The sequence below is a fragment of the uncultured Caballeronia sp. genome, assembly GCF_964243625.1.
In the GTDB taxonomy this organism is placed as follows: domain Bacteria; phylum Pseudomonadota; class Gammaproteobacteria; order Burkholderiales; family Burkholderiaceae; genus Caballeronia.
Map to the genome: position 1 here is coordinate 1 of NZ_CAXTGZ010000600.1, position 3,662 is coordinate 3,662.

The 3,662-nt window shown below is 51.7% G+C and carries 3 protein-coding genes; all 3 read right to left on the bottom strand.

Features of this window, described 5'->3' with window-relative positions:
• Window positions 1-171: 171 nt before the first annotated feature.
• The 3 genes from ACFFAR_RS27775 to ACFFAR_RS27785 all read right to left on the bottom strand — a co-directional run bounded on the left by ACFFAR_RS27775 (window position 172) and on the right by ACFFAR_RS27785 (window position 3,335).
• Window positions 172-291: an NAD(P)-dependent oxidoreductase gene (locus ACFFAR_RS27775; RefSeq protein WP_375508870.1), complete on the bottom strand. Its 120-nt coding sequence runs from the start codon at window positions 289-291 to the stop codon at window positions 172-174.
• A gap of 161 nt (window positions 292-452) precedes the next feature.
• Window positions 453-1,760 carry an alanine racemase gene (locus tag ACFFAR_RS27780; protein WP_375508871.1) on the bottom strand — a complete coding sequence of 436 codons (1,308 nt, stop codon included), beginning with the start codon at window positions 1,758-1,760 and terminating at the stop codon, window positions 453-455.
• 306 nt (window positions 1,761-2,066) lie between these two features.
• On the bottom strand, window positions 2,067-3,335 hold the full coding sequence (locus ACFFAR_RS27785) for a dicarboxylate/amino acid:cation symporter (protein WP_375508872.1): 1,269 nt from the start codon (window positions 3,333-3,335) through the stop codon (window positions 2,067-2,069).
• Window positions 3,336-3,662 lie beyond the last annotated feature (327 nt).

A 3,662-nucleotide genomic window follows, 5' to 3' on the forward strand; every position in this document is an offset into this window, starting at 1 on the left:
AATAAACGATCGGAGTTCGATGCATTCTTGTTTTTGGAAAATACGCTAGGTGGCTTGGTCACCCTACGATGTTGCCAGCGCTGTGGGGCGAAAGGATCAGATTAGGGCAGCTCCAAGAGGGAATACCTGTCGAAGAGATTCATTTCCAAAAAGCCCTAGATAGGCGCCGCATTATCGGCCGCCTTCATGCACAGATAGCAGTGCTCGTTCGTCCACAATCGCACCGCACGCGATATTGATTAAGATCGCTTCTGGCTTCATCAGCCCCAGTGTCCTCGCGCAATCAGACACGAGACCTTTCGCGTGGGCCGCAGAAGCAGGGCCACCACGTCAGCATTCGGCAACGATTCACGCGACTCAATTGCAGGATGCTGCTCGTCGCCGCTAGCATTCAAATCCTCTACACCGCGAGTGATACCGATTACGAGCATCTTTAGACTTACTGATAGCTCCTAGAAGAATGTCACTATTCCCTCGGTTACGATGTACTGATCGTCCACAGCGGGCACCAACCGCCATTTGTCAAACGCTGTGCATGGGTGCGCTACATGAAAGCCTACAAGATCGCCGACGGCTAGCGTGTTATTACTTGCATCCATATCGATGACCGTATGATGATCATTGATCGAACGGATGCTTATCGATCCTGCAAGGGGACGAATCTCCCCATCGATGGTGCGAACTGCGAAGGCAACAGGTTTGCCCTTGTCGAAGGGCGCATCGCGCTTCCCAAAATTTAGAACCGCCAGCCCATCCTCAGGCCGCGATATGACCATTGACCATAACTCGAGAGCTTGCTCTAAAGTAATTGATTCCAAGCTACGGCCGGCGAGTGGTGACACATCGTCGTTCGAACCGATCTCGTGCGTGAGGACGCAGCCGCCACGAAGTATAATCTTAACTTTTGGATCGTCCTGGTAACGTTCAAAAGCTCGGACTACGCGATCGAAATATAAGCTGCCACCTGCAGAGAGAATTTGATCGGAATCTGCAATCAAGTCATTCTGGCGCAACATTTCGAAGCTTTCCCGCGCGAATGCTAGAGCGTCGTCGACTCCCTTTATCTTTTCGGAGAGCGTATTTCCACGGGCTGCCATTGCCTCGTAAATTTCAACACCAACTAATTTGAGCGCTTCAGACTTTGCTATCGCTTCTGCTGTCCGGATCACGCCATTCAGGTCGCGGCAGCCGGCACGTCCGCCGGCAACCCCAACTTCGATCAGGACATTTAGTGGTCTGCGTATCTGTAAAGTCTTGAGAGCATCGTCCATCAGCGCAACCGAATGCTCGGAATCCACAAGGCAAAAGAATTCGAAATCCGGATGCCGGGTTAATTCCGTTGCTAGCCACCGCAAAGCCTGAGGCTCAACCAATTGATTTGCGAGGAAGATGCGGGAGAGCCCGAACCGGTGCATCACTCGAACCTGATCGATGGTCGCGACAGTCGTTCCCCAGCTTCCCGAATCTATCAGCTTCCACGCAAGTTGCGGAGACATCGGTGTTTTCGCATGTGGAGCGTGTAGTACGTTGTGGCGTTTGCAATATTGGACCATTAGTTCGATATTGTGCTTCATTGCATTCTGCTTAAGTACCAGCACCGGACTTAGCAGATCGCCATTCAAAGCGTTCCAGCGCTGCGCACCGATCTCGGATACCGCGATTGATGCATGGCTAAGGGGCAGCCCTCTCCAATGAGTTTTTAGTTCAGCCCGGAGAAAATTCTCGAGAGCATCTTTAGGGTTATTGGTTGTTAGTTGCATCGTGTACCGCCGTCAAATATGGATCAATGTCAAGCAATCAGTTTCTAATTACAAACTAAAAGCGGGCGAAGCGTCCTGTCTCGATAGACTCAGCTTAATGAAGTTATCGCAATCGGGATACAATTCCCTGGTGTTGACGCACGCGCAATACGAGTAGAACGAAAGGACATATTAATTTTCCGAGCACTAGTTTGGATCCCGTGGCAGCGCACAGGTCGCCAGCGCTTGGCGATTGTCCGCAGTGAATCCGATAATCCCAACGCACGACGAAATAGGCGGGCAGTAGCCGAGGATGTCATACGCAGGTTAAGCATGGCCATCTCTTAACACGTTGCGTGGCTGAAGCTCGCCCGACTCTCGATCGAGTGAGGCCAGACTTGCCGGTATTACGTCATGCTCGGGCGACGCCACATCGCCTAATTTCTGGACTAGGAAGGCAGCGACGGCGTTGCCATATACGTTTGTCGCAGTGCGGCCCATATCCATAAACACATCTACGCCGGTGATTAATGCGAGTGCTTCCACTGGAAGGCCGATAGCGTGAGTCACTGTGGCCAACGCCACCAGACTTGCCGAGGGTACATTGGCCAATCCCTTGCTTGCAACGAGGGTCGTCGCTACGATTGTGATTACAAGCGTCGCGGTTATATGAATGCCATATATGTCGACGAGAAACAGTGCCGCAAGTGACTGGTAGAGCGCCGCGCCATCTAGATTGAAACTGTAGCCGAGCGGAAGGACGACTGACACGACCCGCTGCGAGACGCCCAGCCTTAAAAGCGTCTCCATCATGAGTGGCAAAGTCGCTTCAGAAGAACGCGTTGTAAAACCGAGCAACATCGGCGCTGCTACCCCGCGGGTGATCTTTCGCGGATTCATGCGGAAGCACGCAAGTACTATCCAGAAGAAACACCAGAGTAGAAAGAAGCCGAGATAAAGAGTCGCTACCAGCTTGCCTAACGCGAGGAGTGTTGTTCGGCCCTGGCTTGCGGCAAGCCACGCCATGATTCCAAAGACCGCGATTGGGGTCAAAGCCACGATCCAGCGAGTGATGACGAACATCGCTTCCATCAGGCCCTCAAGCGAATGCATCAACGCCTTGCTTCGCTCGCCGATGCTGGCGAGTGCCAATCCTAACAACATGGCAAAGATAACGGTCGGTAGTACGTGCTGTGATGCCATAGCAGCAATGACGTTTGATGGAATCAGATCAAGAACGAAGCGAAACCAATCCATTTTCACGCTTAGACCTTGCGGAATACTGCCTGAGTTGACCAAATTAACGCCCAGTCCCGGCCGGAAGATAGCGTCCAACCCAATACCAATTACGATTGCGACGAACCCAGCAATTAAGAACCAGACGAAAGCCACTCCGATTACGCGAGCCAGGCGTCGTAGGTCGGCCCCAAGCTTCCATACACCCAAGGTTACGCTAGAGAAAATTAGCGGTATGACTACCATCTGGATGCATTGGATAAAAAACGTACCAAAGAATTTCAGATTGAGTCCCAACGATGGCCATATTGCGCCGAAGGCGAGGCCACCGAGTAAGCCAACGATGATCTTCCAAGGCACTGGAGTGCGTTTCTTCAATAATTTGGGTAACTTCGGGCTGTTTGCAGCATTTAGATTAGATTTCACCCTGAGCCCTCACAATGGTGGTCATTTCGTTGCAACCCGACTTTCGTAAGACCGGCCCCAGGCCGCGGAAAATCAACGAATCAACGATTGATTAATGCCGTACCTTAGCGACGCCATTTTTCGTGTACAAGCGACGTAAAGTGACCAATCGGTGACTTAAACTCACATGACAACCGGCTGCAAAGTCATGTTTGTGGTTGTTCGATTAACCATATCGGCATCTTCGAGGGAGCAGGATTTAAGGTTGGACGTTACCGCTAC

Excerpts from the sequence above, each read along its gene's own strand:
- ACFFAR_RS27780 (WP_375508871.1), bottom strand. The coding sequence starts at position 1,760 with ATGCAACTAACAACCAATAACCCTAAAGATGCTCTCGAGAATTTTCTC.